Origin of the sequence: Microcoleus sp. T2B6, assembly GCF_036700475.1 — a bacterium.
Taxonomy (GTDB): Bacteria; Cyanobacteriota; Cyanobacteriia; order Cyanobacteriales; family Microcoleaceae; genus Microcoleus.
Genome location: NZ_JAUBOZ010000093.1, coordinates 1 through 23,761 on the forward strand (window position 1 = coordinate 1; position 23,761 = coordinate 23,761).

Below are 23,761 nucleotides of genomic sequence, written 5' to 3' on the forward strand. Positions count from 1 at the left end.
GAACTCGGCAGGATAGAAGTGGGAGTGGGAACACTCCAAAAAACCAATCAACGAGTAGCAGCAGCAGTTAAGCCAGCGCTCAATGCACTGTGGGAATGGGCACCTCTACAATCAAACGTTCATGTAGATGAAACCCTAAGAGTGTGTCATGGGAGTCAAAGAATGGCTATGGACAGCTAGTGGAGAGGGATTCTGTTTATTCCATGCCGCAGATACCAGGGGGCGGGTGGAATTGGAAACCATGCTGGGCAAAGAATTTGCTGGAGTCTTAAGCTCAGATGATTTCAGCGTTTATAATGGTTGCTTTCGTCATAGCCCAACAGAAGTGTCTAGCCCATTTACGACGGCATTTCAAGAAAGTGCTGGGACTTCCCGGCAACAATAATGCAGCAGTCGCTCAAATATTTCTGTCATTAATTGATGAAGCTTTTAGATCCCATGAGTCGGGAGCGAAACACGAAGGATCAACTCACCTACGACTCCTGGGCAACTGATTTCAAAATACGATTGAATAAAGCCCTTGCCACTTGGTTGAACCAAGTTGGTTATGCCGCAGGTCTGTTACTAAAATCCTTACGGGATAAGGCAGAACAATGGTGGTATTTTCTGGATGACCCCTCGGTGCCTCCTGATAATAATAAAGCCGAACGTTCTCTACGGCCTTCTGTAACGAAACGGAAAGTTTCTGGCGGCTCCCGTTCGATGAAACGATTTGAGGAAACGGCTGATCTATTAAGTGTGATTCAAACCTGTCGTTTTCAAGCTCGTTCAGTAATGGCTTTTTTCCGTGAGGCTATGAATGCCCATTCTTGTGACTTGGCTCGGCCTGAACTCATTCCCCTTTTTCAGACCTGAATCCTTACGAGCCAGATAACTAAATTTAATGGGTTTTTCATGATTTGGCGGACTTATAGACTCATTTTTTCAACATTAGGAGCTAGAAGCCTTCATTTATATCAGTTTCAGCTTCTAGTCTTATGCACGAGTCTATCTTTGATTAGATAAACTTATCACCACAAGTTCTGAAGAGCCGGCGGAAATTCATTACGCGCCGCCTTATTACTAAATCAAGTATCGCAAGCTTTCCCAGTGGAATTGTCTTTAGATTGCCTGTTCAAATCTCCGACAATTGCTGGATTAGCTGAAGTAATTGAGGCTGTGCAGTCTTCTGGAACTACGGCGATTTTTGAAACAAATATTGCTGACTTATCGGCTGATGCAGTCTTAGATGAAACTATTCACCCATTGACAATTACCATATCTAGACCGAAGCACATTTTCTTGACAGGGGCAACGGGTTTTGTTGGTGCTTTTCTATTGCACGAATTGTTGCTGCATAATCCCCAAGCGACTGTTTATTGTTTAGTTCGTGCTGACAATTTGGAATCCGCGACCTCTCGACTGCGTAGCACTCTGCAAAATTACGAAATTTTGGAAGAAGAATTTAGTAGGAGAATTCTCCCCATAATTGGAGATTTATCCAAGCCATTGTTGGGACTATCGACACCAAATTTTAGTTAATTAGCAGATGTCCTTGATGTGATTTATCACTGTGGTGCTTATGTCAATTGGGTTTATCCCTACACTGCCTTACGGGAGGCAAATGTGGGCGGGACAAAGGAGATATTGCGTCTAGCCACCCTGACTAAAATTACACCTGTCCACTATATTTCTACTCTGGATATCTTTCAATCGTCGAACTATGAGGGTATGAAATTAATTGGCGAAACAGACGATTTACTTAGTGCTGAAGGATATTCAGATGGTTATGCTCAAAGTAAAGGGGCGGCAGAAAAATTAGTTATGGCTGCCCGCGATCGTGGTTTACCAGTTTCCATCTATCGCTTGGGCATGGTGACAGGTCATAGCAAAACAGGTTCTTTTCAACTCAGTAATACGATTTGTTTGATAATCAAGGGCTTGATTCAATTAGGGTATGGCCCTGAATTAGATATCAAGATGAGTCTCGCTCCTGTGGATTATATAGTTCAGGTGATTCGGTATTTATCGCATCAATTCGAGTTTCTTAACAAGACATTTCATGTATTAATCCCCCATGTATTATCGATGAACCAACTTATCTTGAATCTTAACACCCTTGGTTATGCCCTCCCTTCTATTCCTTACCTGCAGTGGCAGGCAAAACTACTCAAGATGTCTCCCGATAATGCTTTAACTCCGATGGCTTCTCTATTTGTCAAAAAAATAAAAAAATATCTAATAGCCAAAAAACTTTTATCGAGACAACATCTTTTGTCTGTCAAAAGTTTGATGACCGCAACACTCAGGATGGACTGGTCGGTACTGATATTCTCTGTACTCCCATTAATGATTCCGTATTAAAGGCTTATTTATCCTATTTCCATCGTCAAGGTTTTTTGTGATATAGTAAAACTAAATGATTTGTCCCACTCTTTTAGGGTAGTGATCCGTGCGTAGCCCATCGAGCGGGTCAACGACAGGGGAACTACCCTACCAAAAGTTACCGAATTCATTGAGAAATGCTATATAATAATTATTTTACCTACTTTAATTTGAGTTAACAAACAGATAATAAGATGAAGATAAATTGGCTCCAGAACTTAAAATTGTCTGAGTCTCTCCTCTCCCAAACTCGCAACACCAGAAATAGACCCAAAGAGTCGCTGACAAAACAAACACTCTTGAAGATAGCTTTTGGTATGGGGATGGTTGTTATCGCCTCCACAGCTATTAGCTATTTTCAAATAATCTCACGGATTACTGCTAATTCACTCACGCAGTTAGAGCAATACATGGAATTACGATCCAAACGCGAAAGAGCAATATTTACCTTAGCGGAAGATAACCATAAGTTGCTCAAACAAGCTTTATTAGAGCAACTAAAAGCAGAAGCAAATCGCGATCCTCAAGCTGAATTCGATGAAAACTTTGTCAGATATCCAGATGGCTCAATTCGGAATCGCCCTGAACTATTTCAAAAAGAAAAAACTGCGGGATTATTCCTAGGAAAAAATGTCACTTTTGATACTGAAATGCAGCGACGAATAGTTGCTTTCTATAAAACAATAAATGCTTATGGCCCAGCATGGCGCAATCGCTTAGCTAACACCTATACGCAAATTCCTGAGAATGGTATTATCATATATATGCACCAGTATCCCTGGGTCCTCAAAGCACCTTCTAATGAATCTTTCCGCGTCACAGATGATGAGTCATTCCAAATTACCCGCCCTATCTATAATCCAGAACGCAAAACAGTCTGGACAGGCATTTATTACGACCAAGTAGCTGTAGCTTGGATGGCATCCTGTGTGACACCATTAGATGTAGATGGCAAGCATATTGCTACAATCGGGCATGATATTTTAATAGAGGATTTGCAGAAACGGACTATTAATGAAGGACTCAAAGGCACATACAACATGATTTTCCGAGCCGATGGGCGGCTAGTAGCTCACCCAGAACTTATGCAAAGTATTCAAAAGGGAAATGGACAATTCTCCATCGCCCAATCAGGAGATTCTCATCTGCGACGAATTTATGATTTAGTCACCAGTCATAAACAGGAAAATATGATTATTGACAATCCTGACTATGATGAATACTTGGGTATTACTAGAATTGATGAGCCAAATTGGTACTTAGTCACAGTTTTCCCCAAATCTCTGCTAACCCAAGAAGCCTTAGCTACTGCTCGCATGATTCTAGTGCTAGGGCTAAGTGCATTACTGATTGAAATTATTATTGTGTTCTTAATTTTACGTCGAGAAATTTCTACACCACTCAATAAATTAATGGCTGCAACGGAGAGTATTGCTGCGGGAAATCTTGATATTCAAGTTAATGTAAACCGCCAAAATGAATTGGGTCGTTTGGGATATTTATTTAACAAAATGGCTCAGCAAGTCCGCGAATCTTTTGCCGCGCTTGCGAAAACTAATGAGGAATTGGAACTGCGAGTTGAAGATAGAACTGTAGAGCTTAAACAAGCGAAAGAAGTTGCGGATACAGCTAACCGTGCTAAGAGCGAGTTTCTGGCTAATATGAGCCACGAACTGCGGACACCTCTCAATGGTATATTAGGATATGCCCAAATTCTCCAGCGCTCGAAACACATAGTTGAGTCAGATCAAAAAGGAATTAATATTATTAACCAATGTGGCTCTCACCTACTGACTCTGATTAACGATATCCTTGATTTTTCTAAAATCGAGGCCCGAAAAATGGAAATATATCCTACAGATTTTCATTTTCCCGCTTTTCTGCAAGCAGTCGTTGAAATTTGTCGAATTAGGGCAGATCAAAAGGGAATTGATTTTATCTATACCATCGAAGGTCAACTCCCAGTTGGCATTTTTGCGGATGAAAAACGCTTGCAACAGGTATTGATTAACTTATTAGGCAATGCTATTAAGTTTACGGCTCAAGGTAGCGTGCAATTTATAATTAAATCAAAACTCTTGGAAGATGAGGTCAGGGAACGACCTTTATATCGAGTTATGTTTCAAGTGGAAGATACTGGAATTGGGATAGCGAGCGATCATGTTAAAAATATCTTTTTGCCCTTTGAGCAGTCTGGTAATATGAAGAAGCAATCAGAAGGGACTGGACTAGGATTAGCGATCAGCAAAAACATTGTTGATATGATGGGCAGTACCTTGGAAGTTGAAAGTGAATTAGGCAAAGGTAGTGTTTTCTGGTTTGAGATAGATTTACCCGAAGCTAAGGAATGGGCCAAAAATTATAAAACTTCCGAGCAGGGCGTTATTATTGGTTTTAAGGGCGATAAGCCCAAAGTTCTAGTAGTAGATGACCGTTGGGAAAACCGTTCTGTTATTGTCAATTTACTCAGCCCTATTGGATTTATAGTTGATGAGGCTGAAAATGGCCAAGAAGGACTTGATAAAATTGATGAGGTTCAACCAAATCTGGTGATTACTGATATTGTTATGCCGATTATGGATGGCTATGAAATGGTTAAAACTTTGCGAAAATTACCATCATTTGCTAATTTATCAGTTATCGTGTCTTCAGCCAGTGTGTTCGAGTCCGATCTGCAAAAAAGTATAGAGATTGGAGCTAATGAATTTTTGCCCAAACCTATCGAAGCTCATAGCCTGTTAAATACGATCAAATCCCTCCTGAAATTAGAATGGATATATGAAGAGAAATTACAACCGCCAAGCACAAGAGAATTGACCAAAGAAGTGGTTGAGATTGTGCCACCTTCGCATGAGGACTTGCTAATATTGTATAATCTTAGTCGTAAGGGATTGATTAACGATTTGCTACAAGAGTTGACGAGGATTGAACTGATAGACAAGGAGTTTATCCCTTTTATTCAACATCTGCGCGAATTTGCTAAAGCTTTCAAGCTAAAACAGGTGCGAACTTACATAGAGCTATACCTAAATACTCCCTAGCCGCAAAAAAGTTGTAAATTTATGTATCCCATCCCCAGTAAGTTATGTATGACTGAAAACTCAGAAAATCAATCTATTTTGATTGTCGATGATAATCCCAATAACCTAGAAGTTCTAGCCCACATATTGACCGACGTGGGTTATCAAGTTTCCGTTGCTCTGGATGGTGAAACTGCGATTGAACAAGTAGAATATCATCCGCCCGAACTAATTTTATTAGATATAATGATGCCGCCCGGTATTGATGGCTTTGAGACTTGCCGGCGATTGAAAGCCAATCCCTTAACCTGCGAAATTCCCATAATTTTTTTAAGTGCTTTATCTGATTCAGATAATAAAGTCAATGGGTTATCTGTAGGAGGCGTAGATTATATTTCTAAGCCTTTCCAAAGTGAAGAAGTTTTAGCGAGGATTAGAATTCATTTAAAATTATATCATCTAACTAAAAAACTAGAACAACAGAAGCAACTGCTAGAAGAAAAAGTGGAATTACGGACTGTGGAATTATTAGCCGCTAAAGAAGCAGCCGAAGCAGCCAACATTGCCAAAAGCCAGTTTCTCGCTAACATGAGCCATGAACTCCGCACCCCTCTCAATGCGATTATCGGCTATAGCGAAATGTTGCAAGAAGAAGCCGAAGATTTAGATCAAAAATTTTTTATCCCAGACCTGAAAAAAATTAACGGTGCAGGCACACATTTACTTGGACTAATTAACGACATTCTTGACTTGTCGAAAATTGAATCGGGGAAGGTGGAACTTTACTTAGAAACCGTTGATATCTCAGATTTAATTAGGGAAGTCATCACGATGATTAAGCCACTGGTGGAGAAGAATGCTAATGTATTGGTAGTTAACTGTGAACCTAATCTGGGAGATATGAAAACCGACTTAACTAAGGTACGTCAGAGCTTATTTAATCTGCTGAGTAACGCCAGCAAATTTACCAAGAAAGGCATAATTAATCTTAAAGTAGAAAAAAGGTATAGAAAATCTGGAATAGCCGATGGAGAAGAACAGAAATCAGGCATTCCCTATATTGTATTTAAGATAAGTGATACTGGCGTTGGCATAGCTCCAGAACGAATGCAAAAACTGTTTCAACCATTCACCCAGGCTGATCCTTCAACTACACGACAGTATGGGGGTACTGGATTAGGGTTAGCAATTACTAGAAATTTGTCTCGGATTATGGGTGGAGATACGTTGGTTGAAAGCGAGGTGGGTAAGGGTTCTACTTTTACTCTTATACTGCCAGCAGAAGTGATACTCCCAAAGTAAAACCAGTGTTCATAATTGCACTGTAAAAAACAATTTTTAGAAAAGTTCCTATTTTACATCCGCCCATTTTTATGACGATCGGCGATTTTTAAGAAATCGGGCAAAACAGCAAGAAGCTGTGGCGTGTCAAAGTTTATTCCAGCAGAAACGTTTTGAATAATATTAATAATTTTTTAGCAAACCCCGCATCGGACTGATTAAGGTCTGTTGTTCTGAGATTAAGTGGTGGTAAGGAGCCTAGGGAACCACTAAGAGTAACAATCCTCTATGCTAGAGTAAGCTGCTAAATGCCATATATAGTACAATACGGTTCAGTTAAGCTCGATCCCCCCTAGCCTAGGGCGGGCACGGGGGCACCGCCCCTACTAAGGGGGGGACAAGAACCTACTCAAAGTCAACCCCTACTCCCCAACAATCAGGGGGATGCGAGGGAGATATCGCCCGGAATAAATAGTTTTAACCCAAGCGTATTGATATATAGCAATCCTTGCAGGAGTAGTAAATTTTTGACCCACCCCAACCCTCCCCTTATTAAGGGGAGGGAGTAAGAAATTTACAAATGATTTAGGATGGCTATATCTCGCTTTTGACGGCTTAGTTGAGGCAATCGTGGCGACATTTATGATGATTTATCAAATTTTTAAAACGAATTTTATTTATTGTAACTGTTTTGTGATAGCTGAGAGATGGATTATTTCTTGCCTGTCCAACTCGTTCTCCAGCTAGGAGTGAAGACCACAAACAGGACGGCAAAAAATAACTCGGGCTTTCATCGCACCGCTAAGATGAGTACAGTTATAGGGGGGGACTTCCCGCCGAGTAAGTTAAATTGGAAGAGAATTGTATGTTGTCGAAAAGAATTTTACCTTGTCTGGATGTGAAAGCCGGTCGCGTGGTCAAAGGTGTCAATTTTGTCAATCTTCAGGATGCTGGCGATCCGGTAGAAATGGCTCAGGTTTACAATGATGCGGGTGCTGACGAGTTGGTGTTTCTGGACATTACGGCGACTCACGAAGACCGGAATATTATGATCGATGTGGTGTACCGAACGGCCGATCGAGTATTTATCCCTTTGACGGTGGGCGGCGGCATCCAATCCTTAGACACAATTAAAAGTTTGTTGAGGGCGGGCGCTGATAAGGTGAGTATTAATTCGGCGGCGGTGCGCGATCCGAGTTTAATTGACAAAGCCAGCGATCGATTTGGCAATCAGTGCATTGTAGTGGCGATCGACGCTCGCAAACGGCAAGACGCAGATAATCCTGGTTGGGACGTGTACGTGCGCGGAGGGCGAGAAAATACCGGCAAAGATGCGATCGCCTGGGCCAAAGAAGCCGAACAGCGCGGCGCCGGCGAAATTCTGGTGACAAGCATGGACTCGGACGGCACTCAAGCCGGTTACGATTTGGCATTAACCCGAAGCATTGCCGAAATGGTCGAAATTCCCGTCATTGCTTCCGGCGGCGCCGGCAACTGTCACCACATCTACGAAGCCGTGACTGAGGGCAAAGCAGAAGCTGCACTGCTGGCTTCCCTGCTGCATTACGGGCAACTCAGTGTAGGAGAAATTAAAACTTATCTAGCAAAATGTCAAGTTCCCGTGCGACAGCAGCAGCCATTAGTCATTAGTCATTAGTCATTAGTCATTAGTCATTAGTCAGTGGATAGTCGGGCGCATCTTAATATCTTGCAACATTTTCAACAAATCGCTCTGCGGGTTGACTCAAGCGCCCTCTCACATTGCAAACAGGCTAAATAAACCCGCCGCCACCCCACGATCAAACCAGTTACTGAGATTTATACCGCTATGTGAGGCGCATCCGAAGGCACTTATGTAGAATTTTTTTGATTCTACACAAGTGCCTTTTACATAAATTTCTTGGGGCGACCCACGCCCGTCATCTAGAAATATTCCCTGAGAAGGATTTCAACTACCAGCTTTTTCAGCTAAATATTATATGTTAGCTCAATTTGAAAAAAAGCAACGGTTGCTTTTATCAAACTTGAGTAAAAGATTGTGCAGAATTTGAGTGAGCTTCAGCCTGTTAACAATCTCAGCAATTAAAAATTGTAAAAACGGAGAAATTGTGTATGTCTTTTATCAGCTTTAACCTCCCTGCCAAGCGTTTAGTTCGCACTTTAATAGCTGTTTGTTTTTGTGCCTTGATGTTTGTGTCTAATGCTTTCCCGGCTTTTGCCATTACCAGCAGCCCCACCAAAGGTGAAGACCAACTTTTGGGTATCGAAAAAGAATCTCAAGAAGTTGTCCTGAAAAAACCGATGTCCTTGGAAGAAACTCAAGAAAAAGCCAGCAAAGGGCCCAACGAAGTTCAGGGAGACGCTGACATTGAAAAAATGAAAAATCCTTCCAATACACAAGCTACATCCTTTGAGCAACAAGTCAAAAAAGCTGTCAGCAAAGTTAAAGACTAACTCAGCGCGCAGTAGTCAGCGGACAGTTGTTAGTAGAAAAGATTAGGGACACGGCGCGGTGCGGTGTCCCTAGAATTTTTTTTGTAGAGACACCGCACCACGCCACCTCCTTTGAAAGGCCGTATCCAATCTAAATTTAGCTTTAGTTTTCAGACTTGCTCTTAGGAATGAGAATTAAATAACTTAGAATTTTGATGGTTCTTGTGGGATGGGCGTCCCGCCCGTCCAGAAAGGGCGGGCGGGACGCCCAACCCACTTTCAAGAGTGTAAATTATTTAATTAGCGATCCTTAGATGGAATAAAAAAGTGGAAAGGACTTGGCATCTTTCGGCTTTACGAACACTCTTTGCTGGGGCTGCAAGTTCAAGCTATCGAATCTTTCTCTAGTCAAATTAGCGTTTACTACTTGACCGTCATCTAAGGTTAATTCTACCTGAATTTCCCATCCCAAATGAATCAAGCGACTGATTCTGGCAGGCACTGTTGCACTATTTTCTGTAGTTTCAATTACTACGTCGTGAGGGCGCAAGAAAATCTCTGGGTTGGCGGAGTCAAAGCCGTTGTCTTGAAACATTCTTGAACTGCTAGGCAATACATTGACTGGACCGATAAAACTCATTACGAAAGCACTCGCTGGATTGTCGTAAATTTCTGCTGGTGTGCCTACTTGTTCGATTTTACCTTTATTCATTACTGTAATGCGATCGGCAACTTCCATCGCTTCTTCTTGATCGTGCGTCACAAAGACTGTGGTAACGTGAACTTCGTCGTGCAGTCGCCGCAACCAAGCGCGCAAATCTTTGCGAACTTTGGCATCGAGAGCTCCAAAAGGTTCGTCTAGCAGTAACACTTTCGGTTCCACAGCCAGGGCTCTGGCGAGGGCCACCCGCTGCCGCTGGCCTCCTGAAAGTTGCGACGGGTATCTATCGCCCAATCCTGCCAATTGCACTAAATTCAACAATTCTTCTACCCGCGATTTGACTTTCGCGGGCGGTGTTTTCTGAATTTGCATCCCGAAAGCGATGTTTTTTCGCACTGTCATGTGCTTGAATAGCGCGTAGTGCTGAAACACGAACCCAATTTTGCGGTCTTGGACGCTAGTATTGGTCGCATCTTGGCCTGTCAGCCAGATTTTGCCAGAGTCGGGCATTTCTAAACCGGCAATCAGCCGCAGCAGTGTAGACTTGCCGGAACCAGACGGGCCCAGCAATGCGACTAGGGAACCCGATTCAATTTTTAAGCTGACTCGATCGAGTGCTTGGAAACTGCCAAACTGTTTTGATACGTTTTCTACAACTATCATTTAATTACGATTTTCCAATACTTTCAGCCTTTAAGTACCTGGTTTCTATCAACACTCTAGCAAAACAGCCATTTTAGGAGCTTTTTGGGCGTTGTTTTTGGCTGTTCACCTGTCCCAGTGTCCCTTATCCGACACTCCCTTACAAGCAAGCTCTTCTATCAATCTTCTATCCTACCCCTTAGCGATATTTGCGATCGCTCGGCAGGCCTCAACTCAAAATCGGGTTTTTCGATGGTAAATGCCATTTTAAATTTTGTGTTTTGGGATTTAAGCAAAAAAACTCGCTATCTGCGAGTCTAAGCCTGTATTTCTGGGAGTAGCCGCCAACTGTAGGCAGCTAAGCTTTAGAAGGCTCAATCCGATACCGTCCCGGTCAGAAGCCGAAAACCTTCACTCGAACTGTGTGCATAGCGTGACTGATGCGATCGCACTCCCGTGCCAGCCGATCGCTTCGTCAAGGCAATCTTCGTGCTAGAAGTCACCCAGCATATCCAAAATCGCTTCTAAATCAGCGAGCTTGACGGTAACTTTCTTGTGTTTAGCCTTCAGTTTGTTTAGTAGGGTAGCAGCATCGGGCAACTCTTTACCACACTTTGAATCATTTGTGTCAGATGACACTCCGTTATCTAGCTGTCGAGCTATAGTCAGCACCCGATCTGCTAGGGCGATCGGTACTCGGATAGTGCGGGTTTTTCCGTGCTTCCATTTACCCTCATAGTGTTTGAGGTTAGCTAGGCTAGCGTCATTAATATTTTTAGTCATTTCACTTGTGTCAGGTGATTTATTATTAACAGACTGGCACGGATGCTTTAGTTCTGTCAAGTATTTAGTCACGTGACACAAGTGATTAAAGGCAAAAAAGTTAGGCTGTAGGTAGATGACACTCGAAACTACTACTTTTCGGAGAGATACATCAAATCCCCGGCGACGAACTCCTGTTCTCTTACGAATGCTACTTCTTTGTCGAATTGTACCCGCAAGCCCGTATAAGTGGGGTAATTGGTAATTTTGGTAATTTCCCCTTTAATGCCCTTAGCGCGATCGCCGGGCTTCACTACAACAACCCGATCGCCTACCTCCAAAATACGGGAAGGCCTCGGTGCGGGCTGTTGTGTAGGGGATGCCCCATTAAGCGCTCGCTTGAAAAATCCCCTCAAGTGAAGTCCATCGGTACTATCAATAAACTTCCTTACCTCTTCCATTTTTTCGGTATCGCCGCTCGCTTTTGCTTCCCGGTACTCGTCGGCCATCCTTTTGGCCCGCTGTCTGTTGGCGGTGGTTTGCATATCGGCTTTAGTCGGGTTTGAGGGAGTTGAGGGGGGGGTTGGTGGCACTTGGGAGGGAGTTATTGAGGGAGTTTGAATCGTTACTGGTACTGGGTTTGAGGGAGTTGAGGGAGTTTGGGGGGGTAAATCTTTTTCTAACTCACTTTCTCGATCACTTTCTTCCTTATCTGGCAGATAATTTTCTTCATTTTTGTTTCCGTTTGAAACTTTAGGGTCTAACTCCCTCAACTCCCTCAAAGGTATATCTGGTAGGGGTTCAACTCCCTCCCCAACTCCCTGCAAACTCCCTGCAACTCCCTCGCTAACTCCCTCAAACCCGACTAAAGTTTCGGAGTGAGTGATATGGTTATCCGACTTTTCTCTCACCCTCAATCCCTCAAAATAGGCTTGTGCACCCTGATGTCGGGTAAAGGGTAAATTCTCGTCTGTCAGCAAGTCGGCAAGCAAGCGGGGGAATTTGACAATACTTACTTTCGAGAACCCACTCTCCTCGCAAAAATCCTTGTAAGCCTCATAAAGCTTCCCGGTGCGGGTAGTAGCGGCCGGGTCTAGTACCAGTTCCATATCAAAGAATGCAGCGGTCGAGCTTGTTTCGACTTTCATCTCCCATTCCTTATATTTGAACTCAGCAATCTTTTCGGCTCCGATACCGCGTATCGCTTGAGTAACGGCGCTATTTGCGAGGGAGAGGGCTATTCCAATCAATGCGGGTACTTCTGCCTCAAACTCACTTTCTATGGCGTGGTCGCGTTTTTCGGTAGGTATGGGGTTATCAAAGTGAACCAGGCACAACCGACGCTCTAGCCCGGTAGTGTCACCCACAAATATGGGTTTGTTACTACAGATGAGGAAGCACCCGTAGAAAAACGCATCGGCGGCCGGAGTGTGCAATTCCCGGTAACTAACAGCATCACCGCCCGTAAAACTGAGAATCGAGTCAATACCTACGGGTTTTCGTTCATCGGCAAACACTACCAATTGTTTATCCACAACTGATGCCTTAGTCGATCCGTCACTTAGGCGATCGAGCTGGCAGCCCTTAAAGTTCTCTCGTCCAACCATTTTCTCCATCAACCGAGCAAAAGTACCCTTACCGGAACCCGGCGCTCCGACTAAGTGAACGAACATCTGCAAGTCGAAAAACCGATGTTTGAGTATGGCGTTAGCAATGGCTAGCAACTTAAACATTTTTCGCTCATCATTCTGCATGGCCGTCCGGAAAAATTTGTGGATACTAGGGCAATTCACCCGTAGTGCTTCCAAGGGGTCGCTTAGATCGCCTTTCAGTGGTCTGTAATCGAATGGTAAGAACGAGGTAAATCCCGTACCCGGTGAATGTTCCAGTGTTGCCAGCTTGTCTCCGTCTAGAACGTAATTACTAAGGTTGATGTAACGCTTTCTATCCCAATACTGCCAGCGGATTTGTCGCAAGTCACATTGGAGTAATTCCACCACGTTGTTAATATACTCAATCCCGCTGTAGTTTATGTTTTTTGCATCAATAGTGGTTTTGACCAAACTCTTAAACGGCCCTATCCCTACCTTTTCCCAGTGTTTACCGGAGTATATCCGCCACGTTTTTTGTTCGTCATCATATTTCCACTGATGCCCATATTGTTCGGCTAACCGGGCCGCTGCTTCTCGCGGTGTCGGTGGCTTTTTCTTTTTTGTTGGTGTATCACTATCACTTGTGTCAGGTGATTCAACTACATTACTAGATTTCACCAATATAGCCCGAAAAGCCTCAATCCCTTGATTATTGATGAAATCATCCATCCCCTTGCCGTCCTCGTGGTTCCAATTGCCTGTAACCGATAGTACCTCGCAGCCATAGGCTTTCAGGTGTTTAGTGAGGGTTTTTTCGGCACGGCGAACATTCTTTATGGTTTCCACCTTCTCAGGTGGATCGGAGTCATAAGAGATGATAAAGTTAAAACCCGCTTCAGCTAATCGTTTCAGCCCTGGTATCAAGTCGGGTTCACCCTTTGCCTTTGGGGTTAATCCCATATCTATCCCCATTAGGGCTACCGTAGGGATATCCCACATACAGCCCTTAATTGCCTTTATGCACCCCTCGGTGATGAGTAGGTAGGGTTTGCCGTTAATGGTGAAGCATCGGGCTTTAAGAGCCTCTAAATCAGTCCAATATGTTTCGACTTCTGGATGCTTGACAAGGAAAGCATCGTATTCACCTTTAGGGGTGCGATATTTAGGAAGCTTTCCGTCCTTTGACGGCCACGGGTTAATTGGCCGTAGTTGCAGTTGCCCAAGGTTGCCCCAAAAAACTATACAAGGAGATTTTGCATCATACCCCAACAATACCGAGGCTTTCGGGATATCAGCACTGTCACAGTTTGCATATACCCAATCACGATCAAGCTTGCGTTCGCTTACTAGATAGGCTACATCGGCGGCATTAAGTAAAGATTTGTTGCGGGTAGTGGCAACAGTTTGAGAAAATGATGATACACTATCCATAGCGGTTGTTCCTGTGAGTAAGGTGGATAACCGCTATCCCTAGTGTTAAGTGAGTGGAGACAATTGCCGTGATATACCCTTCCGGCGAGGGTTGCCTCTAGAAAATTGCTAGAAAATAGGCAAAAAGTGCTAACTTGAAAATGTTATATATACTTGTCTCCCCGTTCACCTTTACTAGAGGTAGCGGGCTTTTTTTTGCCTGCGGGTACAAGCGGGCAAATTCTGCTGTTGAAATTGTAACCTACAGCCGGATGGCAAATATCCCACAAATAAAGCTTGTACAGCGTTATACTTCTTCCGGAACCCTATAAGGGTTAGGATTATTTTCTCGTGTATTAAAGTCTATACAGCGTGAGAAAATTTATACTAAATATCACAAAGTTTATACACGAGACGCATTTCTCTTACTTTGTATAACAGGTGCTTAAGTAAGTAAGTGTATTTTCTGGCATAGCCGCCTATCATTGGCGGCTATTCATAAAAATGAAGGTAAAAAGAAAAAGCTAGGTTCACACTATGCAGATGATGTGACTCTAGCTTTCTCTTTTCGACCGGGCGATCGCAACCTAAAACTCAATCAACAAATCATTTAGCTCTTGCCGTGCGGGCGGGAACTGTCCGCCCCGTTCGTAGTGAGTGAGCAACCGACTGTAGGTGATGCCCGACTTCAAGTCCCCAAAGTGTTTGGCGTAAGCGTAAAGCCCTAGCTCTTGTGCTTCTAGTACCATTGCCAGCTTGTCCTTTGGGGCGGTACGCCGTTCGACTACCTTGTAGTGTTGGCTCATCCTCACCGGTTCCGGTAGTGGCTCATATGCCTTTTTTGCGATCGCTTCGAGGCACGTTAGTACCCGCAGCACCTCGGTAGTTGCTGGCATCCAACAGGCCAGCTTAAGTACGGCCCGTGGGGGCAACAGGTAGTTGAGGTGGGGTTTACCGATCCAGCAGATACCGAGTACGGGTTCCGAGTGTTCAATGAAGGTTTCGGGACAACTGAACAAGCCATCCCCTACCAGTTGTGGTTCAAAGTTGCGGATTAGGCGATCGGTAGTTTTTGGCTCAACGCCATAAAGGGCATCTACCTGTTCCGGTAATAGCACGGGTGCTTGATAGTAATGTAGCCACGGCTTAACACCAGTACCGATATCAATGCAGGCGAAAGCCTCGGTGTGGCGGATGCTATCGAACACGGCATCTCGATACCAACGGAGTGCAAGGGGCTTATCCCACGAATAGTTAAGACAAGTCGATCGTGGGGCGCGCGAAGCGGACTGTTGTGACATAATAATATTCTCAATTGCTTGAACCAATTGAGAAAACAGCAGTCATCGGGGTGCAACCCGGTGGCTGTGTTGCTTTCTCTTACTTTTGACGATCGCAGCATTCAGGCTAAAGTGTCAATACTGCAACTGTTAAGTTTTGTTGCCAACAGAACGGGACTACTTACTGTCACTCACGTGACACAAGTGAATATTTGATATTAGGTTCACTGCTACTCCATCTTCATTTTTACGAGTAGCCAGCAACTGTTGCTGGCTATTCCAGAAAATACAGGCAGAGACACAAACAGGCAAGGCAAAAATAGCCAATAAAAAACCCCCCTTATTAAGGGGGGCGGTAGGTAGGGGTGAGTAGGGGGTTAGATGTCAGGGAAGGAGGCCTCTGTATTGATACCCAAGTAATGCCGTTGAATCGTATCAACACTATTACCGCAGGCAGTGGCCAGTAGCAATAAATCAGTGCCAGCGTGCGCCATCAGAGTAATGAACGTATGTCGGGTATGGTAAGGGGATAGGTAGCCAGAGATTTTACCTTCCTCTACCAGTTGAGTGACAACACCGGGGTAGGTATAGGTTTTTTGAGAACACTTTAATTCGTATGTATTCCACAACTTAGCAAATTGACCGATATACCAAGCTTTGCCATTTTGTTGTTTGAAAATTAAGTTCCTTGACTGAACGTCCACAGGTTTAATTTTCAACAGTAAATCTTGAAGCTTCGGATACATTTTAAAGATTCTTGTTTCTCCTGTTTTTGGAACCTGAGTGTTCTTTAGCCGGCCATTGTAAGACTTGCTAAATCTAATGTAGTCTTTGTCCCGCCCCAAAAAAACATCCTTCCATTCAAGCGCGAAAGCTTCCCCACTACGGCATCCAGTTAAGAACAGAAACTCAACTAAGGGTGCAGCGTGACGGGTTGCGGGTTTATCAGACTCATAAAAAGCCTTGATGATGATGTCTCGCTCTTCCTTAGTAAAAGCACGTCGGTCACGTTCATTTTGGTTAACTTCGTCATCCTCGGAGTCCCACCATCGCAATAGCGAACCATCAGAAGTGACAACTGGCTTATACTTGTCCGTTTTATTAGGGGTGAAAACAGAGTCAAACCCCGCAAACGGGTTAACCGTAAGTCTTGTTTTCCCTTGAGACTGCAATCGGGTAAAAGCCTCGGAAAGTGCGGACATAATCGACCGCTTGGTAGTTGTACAGCAAGTGAACCGCGACAAACAGTCGTTTATCTGTCCGTCTAAACGTTCGTTCCACAAAGGATTATCCGACGTTAGATAAACATGATTTTTTTTGTCATACACCTTCCCCTTAATAGGGTTTGTATAACTAATTCGGTAAAGAAGTTCAAAAGTAGTCGGCTGTAACTGCGGTTGTTTCCAGTCTAAGTAATCCTCCCACATTGCCCCTACAGTCATCTCCGGTTCAGGTTCCGGTATGGGTGCAGCCAGCTTTAATTCAGCAGCGTACTTGGTTTTTAAGCCGTACTTGGCAAAAGTAGGATCGAACAATTGTTGCCAGTCTGGGTGCTGTAAGTCACCTTCGATCCGGTAAGCGATAGCGATCGCCTTTTGCCAATTCTCAGGAGTATCCTTCATCCCTAAGCCCTGATGCTTTCGCTTCCCCCCAAAAATGGGATTGTACTTGGTGCTGAATTGTAATCGGAGTGAACAATTATCAGACTGCACTTTGATCGTCTCAGGAGTGGCTTGTGATTTAGCGTACATATTGTTTTTTCAAGGTTCTGTAAGGATTTTAGCCTTCTATCAAGTTTCTAGCAATCCTCGGTGAATCGAGCTATGTGCATAGCGTGACTGAAGGCACAGAAACAATATAGCATCTTTATGGCAATAGGGCTACCACTATGCCCATTGTTCGTTCGGCAACAAAGCCGTGTACAAGATTTAACAGATTTAACGGATGGATGTTGAGCTTCGAGATTCGAGCTTCGAGCGAAAAATGTTAATCTCCGTTTTGGGGAGGGGTTAAAGTAAGTTTTTTATAGCACGATCGCACATCCGTTTGTTAATTTTAGGGTTTTGGCGATCGGTCAGTCGATTTTAGATTTTAGATTTTAGATTTTAGATTTACTTGCAGCTTTGAATGTGGAAGATGGAACTTTGGTCTAAAATTTTGGGCTATCCAGGAAAGGAGTCGGGGCTTTGTATCGGTTTTTGGGCGGTGTCAAACAGCCGAAAATTAACAAAAATGCACGTCAAAAAAAAAACAACACAATTCTTTATCACCAAAGTTGGCGTTTGGTACTACAATGCAGCAAAAGTTCAAGCGTTTTTGACTTCAACGGCTGAGGGGATAAAGGAAAATGGGAGATGTTGGACGTGTGCCTGTAGGAATTATCGGCGCTTCAGGGTACGGCGGCGTGCAACTTGTGCGACTGCTGGCGGATCACCCGGCGGCTGAAGTAGTTTATTTGGGCGGGGATAGCAGTGCAGGAAAACCTTATTCCAGCCTTTATCCGCACCTGACTAACTGCATTGATTTGACAGTCGAGGCGATCGACCTAGACAAAATAGCGGCAAAATGTGAAGTTGTGTTTCTGTCGCTGCCAAACGGTTTAGCTTGCAAAATGGCACCGACGCTGATAGAAAAAGGCTGCAAAGTCTTGGATTTGTCGGCTGACTACAGATTTGAAAATCTGGAAACTTACAAAGCTTGGTACGGCGGCGATCGATCGGACTCTGCTTTAGCTGCAACGGCTGTTTACGGTTTGCCAGAATTGTATCGCGATCGAATTAAAGACGCTCAGTTAGTAGGCTGTGCGGGCTGCTACGTCACTGCTAGTTTATTAGCCCTGGCACCTTTGCTCAAACAAGGCCTCATTGTGCCAGAAACAGCAATTATCGACGCCAAATCCGGTGCTTCGGGAGGGGGCCGCAAAGCCGAAGTTAATCTCTTGTTGGCTGAAGCAGAGGGTTCTCTGGGCGCTTACGGCGTTGGCCGCCACCGCCACACGCCCGAAATCGAGCAAATTTGCAGCGATTTAGCGGGACACGATATTAAAGTTCAGTTTACTCCCCACCTAATTCCGATGGTGCGGGGAATTCTGGCGACTGTGTACGCAACTTTGCGCGATCCGGGTTTGGTGCGGGAAGATTTAATCACGATTTTCACTGCTTTTTACCGCAATTGTCCTTGGGTAAAAGTGTTACCGGCGGGAGTTTATCCGCAAACAAAATGGGCTTGCGGCACAAATTTGTGTTACATCGGTGTGGAAGTCGATCCGCGTACTGATAGGGTGATTGTGCTGTCGGCGATCGACAATTTAATTAAGGGACAAGCCGGCCAAGGCATCCAGTGCATGAACTTGATGATGGGTTGGGAAGAAACTTTGGGTTTGCCACAATTGGCTTTCTATCCTTAATTGAGAATTGGGCATGGGGCATTGGGCAATTGGTAATTGGTAATTGGTAATTGGTGGGGGCGGGTTTACGAGATTGTTGGTTTTAGGCAATTATTTCTGGTAAAACCCGCCCCTACAGGATGTAAATTGCCGATGCCCGATGCCCATCCGATTTTAGATTTCTGATTGTTAATTTTAGATTCAAGTTACTAATCAATTCTTCAATCTAAAATCTAAAATCTAAAATCTAAAATTGTCAGATGCCCCATGCCCGATTACCAAGTGTTATTTAGGCCCGTAACCGATCGACCCAGCATAAATTGCCCGATCGCCCAATTGGTCTTCAATCCGCAATAAACGGTTGTATTTGGCAACTCGTTCGCTGCGACACAAAGAACCAGTCTTGATTTGACCGGCGCGAGTCGCTACGGCTAAATCGGCAATGGTGGTATCTTCAGTTTCACCGGAACGGTGGCTGATGATCGATCGATAGCTGTTCCGTTTGCCCAGGTCGATCGTATCCAAAGTCTCTGTCAAAGAACCAATTTGATTCAGCTTAATCAAAATCGAATTGCTAGCTTTCAAATCAATTCCTTTTTGCAGCCGCGTGCGATTAGTAACAAACAAATCGTCACCAACCAACTGAACTTTGCTGCCCATTTTCTGCGTCAGCGCTACCCAACTGTCCCAATCGTCTTCATGCAAACCATCTTCAATGGAAACAATCGGATATTGACTGGCCAAACCATCCAAATAATCGATTAATTCTGCAGGCGAATGAGCCACACCGTCGTAAGTGTACTGCCCATCTTTGTAAAATTCGCTAGCAGCAACATCCAAAGCCAAAGCAACTTGTTCACCCGGTTTGTAGCCAGCTTTTTCAATAGCTGCAATCAACAAATCCAAAGCTGCTTGATTGGATTTAAGATTAGGCGCAAAACCGCCTTCATCACCCACACCAGTCAGCAAACCCTCAGCTTTTAAGACTTTACTCAAGGATTCAAATACCTCTGCACCCCAGCGTAAAGCTTCTTTAAAAGAAGGCGCACCCACAGGGACAATCATAAATTCTTGAATGTCCACATTATTGTTAGCGTGAGAACCCCCGTTGATCACGTTCATCAGTGGTACTGGCAAAACGTTCGCCAAGGGCCCGCCCAAGTAGCGGTAAAGGGGGAGTCCTAAAGTCTCGGCGGCCGCCTTTGCTGTGGCTAAGGAGACTCCGAGAATGGCATTTGCGCCGAGGTGGGATTTGTTCGGGGAACCGTCCAACTCAATCATGGTTTTGTCTACCAGCGCTTGGTCGATCGCATCTAGATTAGCCAAAGCGGGGGCAATTTTGTGTTCGACGTTAGCGACGGCTTTTAGGACTCCTTTGCCACCATAACGGCTTTTGTCGTCGTCGCGGAGTTCGTGGGCTTCAAAAGAGCCTGTAGATGCGCCGCTGGGGACTTGGGCGAGGCCCACAACACCGTTAGCTAGGTAAACTTCAGCTTCAATGGTGGGGCGGCCACGGGAGTCGAGGATTTCTCTGGCTTGAATAGATTCGATCGCAGTGTCTAGCATATTAATTATTCCGGACTTAATTCAAGGTTTCATGACAATTAGCAGTCTCTGGGTTTTCCCACGCTGACTGCTGACGGGTAATAGAGTACGCGATCCCCAGAATTATTGGTGCACAGTTCAAAATATTTGCGGATTTGGACGAGCCGATCGGTGTCAATAAGCTAGGCTTGTTGAATAACAGCTCCGGCAAGTTTGACAGTAATTTGATTGTTTTAACCCCAGATTCCCGCAGATTTCTTAATTGGAACCTTTGTTAAAATCAGAATGTCAACAAAGCCAATCAAAAAAGGAGAAACTTAGGATGTTAGAAACAAATATCGGAGAAATTAGAGCATTAGCTGAAAATTCAGACCCTATTATTGCTGATCCCCCAAACACCAAATTACTCACCGGGCCATTGCCAAATCCAGCCAGCGACCCTAACTTTTTTGACTTAACTCCCAATGACGATGCAGTTCAATTAGCAAATGGAATTCTGCGTAATACTCCCGGAGGTTTGCGGGCCTTAGCTGGTAACGATTTTGTCAGAGGTTCAGGTGGTGCGGAACTGATGAACGGTAACAGCGGCACAGATACTTTAATCGGGGGTTGTGGCAGCGATACTATTCGCGGCGGCCAAGATTTTGACATTCTTTATGGAGAATGTGCCAGCGATTTGGTCAGCGGAGATCAAGGTGATGACTACGTTTATGGAGGCACTGCCAATGACTTTATGCGGGGCGGTAAAGGAAATGATGCTTTAGTAGGAGATAGTGGAAATGATACTATAATCGGTGATGCTGGAATTGATAGACTTTGGGGAAGTGAAGGCGCAGATTTGTTTGTGATCCGCACAGAAGTGGGAGCAACTTCGGGGGAAATTGGTTCGCTTCAACCGCCTCCTAGTGGCAATTTTGATGTAGATGAAGTGCCTGCCGATTTTATTCTCGATTACAATCCGGCTGAAGGTGATGTAATTGGATTGACGGGTGGATTGACGCGAAATGATATTGTTTTGAGCGAAAGGTTTTTAACAATTGGTGATGCCAGAGATTACGATAGCAGTGGCCCTTTTCCTCCGGGAATTCCTCGCACTGCTGATTTTAGAATTTTAAATACTAAGGCGACGGTGATTCGGGAAGCTAGCAGCGGCAATATCTTGGGTTTGGTGAAGGATGTTTCGCCGGATCAACTTCAGTTTACCTCTGTGTCTGACGGGACGATCGGCCTTGGATAATCCGCACCCTACAATAGACATCTCCAAAATATAAACTCAAGGGCGGGCGAGACGCCCACCCCACAAAACAAACTTTCTTGTGGGGTGGGCGTCTCGCCCGCCAACCCGATGTGCATAAGCCGGGTAATTTGTTTGTTGGAGGTGTCTAATCTTTAAGATTGCCAGAAGTCCGCCACATCATATCCCATTTCGGTGAGCATTTGCCGCAGCAGAGGTAAGCTCAAACCGATCACATTTGTGTGACATCCTTCGATTTTTTCCACAAAAAAGCCGCCTTTACCTTCCAGTGCAAAACAGCCTGCACATTGCAAGGGTTCTCCGGTAGCGACGTAAGCCGCAATTTGGCGCGAGGTAACTTCCGCAAAATGAACTTTTGTAACTTGATAGCGAATGACCGATCGCGACCTTGCCTCATCAAAGTCATCGAATCTAGTATCAATTAAAGCATGACCCGTATACAATTCGCCCACCTTACCGCGCATTTTCTGCCAGCGCGAGATTGCTTCTTCCGCATCCTTGGGTTTGCCGTGAATTTCGCCATCTATGAGCAAAATTGAATCGCATCCCAACACCAAACACGCTTTTGGATTGGGGATTTGGGGGTGAGAATTAGCCAGTAAAAACTTAGCCACAGCCTCAGCTTTTCCCTCTGCTAACACCTGCACTAAATTAGTGGCATCTTTCATTTGTATTTGCCCTTCATCAAAGTCGCTGGGGCAAATCACAGCTTGAATGCCGGCATTTTCTAGCAGGCGGCGGCGCGCAGGAGAAGCTGAAGCTAATACAAAAGTTGGAATTTTCATAAGTTAAGAAGTGAGTTGACAGTTGACAGTTGACAGTTGACAGTTGACAGTTGTCAGTTGTCAGCCGTCAGTTGACAGTTGTCAGTGGTCAGTTGGCAACTAACCCATGCCCCATGCCCCATGCCCCATGCCCTAATAAACAGAGAAAGATTTAACAACTTTCTCAAAAGCTTCTTTTACCTTTGGCCAGCGTTCTTCGGTAGTGGAAACGTTAAGCGTAAAAAGTTTGCCGCGGCTGACTGCTACACTCGCTAAGTTATGGCGTTCTTGGTTTGGCAACTTAACGGCGTATTCTAAAATGTAATAGTTTTTCGATCGCGATTCACGAGCTTCTGCATTGACTAATTCAGCTTCGCGGCCGGAATCACTCGGGGCGATCGCACTTTTGCTGAGCTTGTATCCCACATCCGTCGGCGTTCCCAAATCCGCCAGAGTTTTGTCCTTCGCGACTGGACTGATTACCACGCTGACGTTCTCGGTTTGCTGAATCAAATCGCGGAGCACCACATCGGGCCCGTTAGAAACCGCGATCGGCAGCCAGCCGTTAGGATAGAGAAATTGATAGCCGTCGCCAGTATCAACGTAGCTTTTGAGCCCGGTGACTTTAGACACACAACCGGTCAAGGTGAGGCTTAGAACCACCAGAAGTATTGCCGCAATTCGTTTGAGCATTCTTTTTACGGGTAGAGTAAAACAAAAATATTTAATTTTAATTGTCTCACCAAACCTTGGCCCTAAAAATAGTTAAGCTATGAATCGCTGTTTATGTAACGCCAGCGATCCATAGCCGTATAGTTTAATTGTTAACAAAATCATTACAGGTGAGTCAGCCAGCTAATCAGCCCGTGCTTGGTCGAAACTTCTAAAGCCAAGAGAGAAACAAAGCCAATCATGGCAAGGCGGCCGTTTAAGCGTTCGGCGTAGGGGGTAAAGCCGGTGCGGGGCTCGTCATCGATGTATACTTGCGGCTCGATCGCAAAATTGTTCATTTTGCCTTGGTCGTCCAGCATTAAGCCTCGGTTACTCATGTTTTTTTTCCTAAATGGTTTTTAGTGTACTGTAACTAAATGTAACAGACTTGTGAAGATATGTAAAGGATTGTGAGAAATTTTTTTTAAATACCCCGATCTGACACCAGTTTATAAAAAAAATGCAACTGTAGGCAAGCTCTAAACCCTTATATAGTAAGTCTTTCCCAAATCTAAAATCTAAAATCTAAAATCTAACAATGGTATGACTGTGGGTAGACTCTGGGCCCCAGAGGGGGGAGGATAGAGTGGAGAGGCACAAAAGTCGATGGTGTATGGCAAATCCAGTCTGGGTTTGACGAAAATTGTGGAACGGAG

At 44.5% G+C, this 23,761-nt stretch carries 19 protein-coding genes and 1 pseudogene; 10 read left to right on the forward strand and 10 right to left on the reverse strand.

The window, feature by feature from the left end; genetic code table 11:
- The 8 genes and pseudogenes from QUA00_RS28640 to QUA00_RS28670 form a co-directional block, all read left to right on the forward strand.
- A partial coding sequence (locus QUA00_RS28640) for a hypothetical protein (protein ID WP_333411960.1) occupies nt 1-180 on the forward strand: 180 nt, incomplete at its 5' end.
- Entirely contained in the window at nt 149-385 is a 237-nt protein-coding gene (locus QUA00_RS36965; RefSeq protein ID WP_445305768.1) for an IS66 family transposase, read from the forward strand. The genes QUA00_RS28640 and QUA00_RS36965, both read left to right, overlap by 32 nt.
- A 35-nt stretch (nt 386-420) precedes the next feature.
- Nucleotides 421-855, forward strand: a complete 435-nt coding sequence (locus QUA00_RS36970; protein WP_445305769.1) for an IS66 family transposase — start codon at nt 421-423, stop codon at nt 853-855.
- 231 nt (nt 856-1,086) lie between these two features.
- Nucleotides 1,087-2,343: pseudogene (locus QUA00_RS28650) on the forward strand (thioester reductase domain-containing protein); the annotation flags it as partial.
- Between the two features lie 320 nt (nt 2,344-2,663).
- Nucleotides 2,664-5,405 carry an ATP-binding protein gene (locus QUA00_RS28655; protein ID WP_333411961.1) on the forward strand — a complete coding sequence of 914 codons (2,742 nt, stop codon included), beginning with the start codon at nt 2,664-2,666 and terminating at the stop codon, nt 5,403-5,405.
- Nucleotides 5,406-5,453: 48 nt separating this feature from the next.
- Nucleotides 5,454-6,686, forward strand: a complete 1,233-nt coding sequence (locus tag QUA00_RS28660) for a response regulator (RefSeq protein WP_333411962.1) — start codon at nt 5,454-5,456, stop codon at nt 6,684-6,686.
- Nucleotides 6,687-7,530: 844 nt separating this feature from the next.
- A complete protein-coding gene (hisF, locus tag QUA00_RS28665; protein ID WP_333411963.1) occupies nt 7,531-8,322 on the forward strand; it encodes an imidazole glycerol phosphate synthase subunit HisF in 792 nt (263 codons plus the stop codon).
- A 455-nt stretch (nt 8,323-8,777) separates the two neighbouring features.
- Nucleotides 8,778-9,119, forward strand: coding sequence for a low temperature-induced protein (locus tag QUA00_RS28670; RefSeq protein WP_333144027.1), 342 nt, complete (start codon nt 8,778-8,780; stop codon nt 9,117-9,119).
- A gap of 289 nt (nt 9,120-9,408) precedes the next feature.
- On the opposite strand, the gene QUA00_RS28675 is transcribed toward QUA00_RS28670, so the two are convergent.
- The 6 genes from QUA00_RS28675 to QUA00_RS28700 all read right to left on the reverse strand — a co-directional run bounded on the left by QUA00_RS28675 (nt 9,409) and on the right by QUA00_RS28700 (nt 17,196).
- The gene (locus QUA00_RS28675) at nt 9,409-10,422 is read right to left on the reverse strand and encodes a sulfate/molybdate ABC transporter ATP-binding protein (RefSeq protein ID WP_333148188.1); all 1,014 of its coding nucleotides are present in this window, start codon (nt 10,420-10,422) and stop codon (nt 9,409-9,411) included.
- 353 nt (nt 10,423-10,775) lie between these two features.
- The gene (locus QUA00_RS28680) at nt 10,776-10,904 is read right to left on the reverse strand and encodes a hypothetical protein (protein ID WP_333411964.1); all 129 of its coding nucleotides are present in this window, start codon (nt 10,902-10,904) and stop codon (nt 10,776-10,778) included.
- A complete protein-coding gene (locus tag QUA00_RS28685) occupies nt 10,894-11,184 on the reverse strand; it encodes a hypothetical protein (protein WP_333411965.1) in 291 nt (96 codons plus the stop codon). Before QUA00_RS28685 ends, QUA00_RS28680 begins: the two co-directional genes overlap by 11 nt.
- 131 nt (nt 11,185-11,315) lie before the next feature.
- The gene (locus QUA00_RS28690; RefSeq protein WP_333411966.1) at nt 11,316-14,186 is read right to left on the reverse strand and encodes a DUF3854 domain-containing protein; all 2,871 of its coding nucleotides are present in this window, start codon (nt 14,184-14,186) and stop codon (nt 11,316-11,318) included.
- 566 nt (nt 14,187-14,752) lie between these two features.
- A complete protein-coding gene (locus QUA00_RS28695) occupies nt 14,753-15,466 on the reverse strand; it encodes a hypothetical protein (protein WP_333411967.1) in 714 nt (237 codons plus the stop codon).
- Between the two features lie 356 nt (nt 15,467-15,822).
- Nucleotides 15,823-17,196, reverse strand: coding sequence for a tyrosine-type recombinase/integrase (locus QUA00_RS28700; RefSeq protein ID WP_333411968.1), 1,374 nt, complete (start codon nt 17,194-17,196; stop codon nt 15,823-15,825).
- 596 nt (nt 17,197-17,792) lie between these two features.
- Between QUA00_RS28700 and argC the strand changes: the two genes are divergently transcribed.
- A complete protein-coding gene (argC, locus tag QUA00_RS28705) occupies nt 17,793-18,851 on the forward strand; it encodes an N-acetyl-gamma-glutamyl-phosphate reductase (protein WP_333411969.1) in 1,059 nt (352 codons plus the stop codon).
- Between the two features lie 264 nt (nt 18,852-19,115).
- Here argC and eno read toward each other — a convergent pair whose 3' ends face one another.
- Nucleotides 19,116-20,396: a phosphopyruvate hydratase gene (gene eno / locus QUA00_RS28710; RefSeq protein ID WP_445305770.1), complete on the reverse strand. Its 1,281-nt coding sequence runs from the start codon at nt 20,394-20,396 to the stop codon at nt 19,116-19,118.
- Between the two features lie 301 nt (nt 20,397-20,697).
- On the opposite strand from eno, the gene QUA00_RS28715 reads away from it, so the two are divergent.
- Nucleotides 20,698-21,612, forward strand: a complete 915-nt coding sequence (locus QUA00_RS28715; RefSeq protein WP_333411970.1) for a calcium-binding protein — start codon at nt 20,698-20,700, stop codon at nt 21,610-21,612.
- 152 nt (nt 21,613-21,764) lie between these two features.
- Here QUA00_RS28715 and QUA00_RS28720 read toward each other — a convergent pair whose 3' ends face one another.
- The 3 genes from QUA00_RS28720 to QUA00_RS28730 form a co-directional block, all read right to left on the reverse strand.
- Entirely contained in the window at nt 21,765-22,415 is a 651-nt protein-coding gene (locus QUA00_RS28720) for a nucleoside triphosphate pyrophosphatase (protein ID WP_333411971.1), read from the reverse strand.
- A gap of 132 nt (nt 22,416-22,547) precedes the next feature.
- On the reverse strand, nt 22,548-23,087 hold the full coding sequence (gene psbP / locus QUA00_RS28725; RefSeq protein WP_333147549.1) for a photosystem II reaction center PsbP: 540 nt from the start codon (nt 23,085-23,087) through the stop codon (nt 22,548-22,550).
- Between the two features lie 143 nt (nt 23,088-23,230).
- Nucleotides 23,231-23,443 carry a high light inducible protein gene (locus QUA00_RS28730; protein WP_333071359.1) on the reverse strand — a complete coding sequence of 71 codons (213 nt, stop codon included), beginning with the start codon at nt 23,441-23,443 and terminating at the stop codon, nt 23,231-23,233.
- Nucleotides 23,444-23,761: the final 318 nt, after the last annotated feature.

Coding starts and splice junctions, on each gene's coding strand:
- QUA00_RS36965 (WP_445305768.1), top strand. CDS start 149: ATGGGAGTCAAAGAATGGCTATGGACAGCTAGTGGAGAGGGATTCTGT.
- QUA00_RS36970 (WP_445305769.1), top strand. CDS start 421: ATGAAGCTTTTAGATCCCATGAGTCGGGAGCGAAACACGAAGGATCAA.
- QUA00_RS28660 (WP_333411962.1), top strand. CDS start 5,454: ATGACTGAAAACTCAGAAAATCAATCTATTTTGATTGTCGATGATAAT.
- hisF (WP_333411963.1), top strand. CDS start 7,531: ATGTTGTCGAAAAGAATTTTACCTTGTCTGGATGTGAAAGCCGGTCGC.
- QUA00_RS28670 (WP_333144027.1), top strand. CDS start 8,778: ATGTCTTTTATCAGCTTTAACCTCCCTGCCAAGCGTTTAGTTCGCACT.
- QUA00_RS28675 (WP_333148188.1), bottom strand. CDS start 10,422: ATGATAGTTGTAGAAAACGTATCAAAACAGTTTGGCAGTTTCCAAGCA.
- QUA00_RS28685 (WP_333411965.1), bottom strand. CDS start 11,184: ATGACTAAAAATATTAATGACGCTAGCCTAGCTAACCTCAAACACTAT.
- QUA00_RS28690 (WP_333411966.1), bottom strand. CDS start 14,186: ATGGATAGTGTATCATCATTTTCTCAAACTGTTGCCACTACCCGCAAC.
- QUA00_RS28695 (WP_333411967.1), bottom strand. CDS start 15,466: ATGTCACAACAGTCCGCTTCGCGCGCCCCACGATCGACTTGTCTTAAC.
- QUA00_RS28700 (WP_333411968.1), bottom strand. CDS start 17,196: ATGTACGCTAAATCACAAGCCACTCCTGAGACGATCAAAGTGCAGTCT.
- argC (WP_333411969.1), top strand. CDS start 17,793: ATGGGAGATGTTGGACGTGTGCCTGTAGGAATTATCGGCGCTTCAGGG.
- eno (WP_445305770.1), bottom strand. CDS start 20,396: ATGCTAGACACTGCGATCGAATCTATTCAAGCCAGAGAAATCCTCGAC.
- QUA00_RS28715 (WP_333411970.1), top strand. CDS start 20,698: ATGTTAGAAACAAATATCGGAGAAATTAGAGCATTAGCTGAAAATTCA.
- QUA00_RS28720 (WP_333411971.1), bottom strand. CDS start 22,415: ATGAAAATTCCAACTTTTGTATTAGCTTCAGCTTCTCCTGCGCGCCGC.
- psbP (WP_333147549.1), bottom strand. CDS start 23,087: ATGCTCAAACGAATTGCGGCAATACTTCTGGTGGTTCTAAGCCTCACC.
- QUA00_RS28730 (WP_333071359.1), bottom strand. CDS start 23,443: ATGAGTAACCGAGGCTTAATGCTGGACGACCAAGGCAAAATGAACAAT.